Genomic DNA, 305 nt, shown 5'->3' on the forward strand with positions numbered 1-305 from the left:
CCATCGGTTTTCAGCAGGGCAGAAGAGGGAAGCATGATCTGCGGCTCGGAGGCGGCAAGCGCCGAGGCCGTGACGACGGATCCGAGCCGGAACGCCGGCGGCACATCCTGCAGGCTGATTTTCGTGCGGCGCGTCCGCGTCGCCGTTTCGGCTTCCGGGGCAATCTCGCGCACCACGCCGGTTGTGTGTATTTTAGGGGCGAGCTGCAACGCAATCGCGAAGGCCGATCCGATTTCCAGTCGCTGGGCCGCAAATTGCGGAACATCGACCACCACATCGCGCACTTCCGGGCGGGCGATGGTCAC

General features: G+C 64.9%; 1 protein-coding gene. It reads right to left on the reverse strand.

Annotation, left to right across the window (positions count from 1 at the left end; genetic code table 11):
• Nucleotides 1-305 (reverse strand): HlyD family efflux transporter periplasmic adaptor subunit (locus SB816_RS30730; RefSeq protein WP_410548083.1); only part of this gene is annotated, 305 nt, incomplete at both ends.

It is taken from the genome of Achromobacter sp. SIMBA_011, assembly GCF_046535435.1.
Classification (GTDB): Bacteria; Pseudomonadota; Gammaproteobacteria; order Burkholderiales; family Burkholderiaceae_B; genus Achromobacter; species Achromobacter dolens.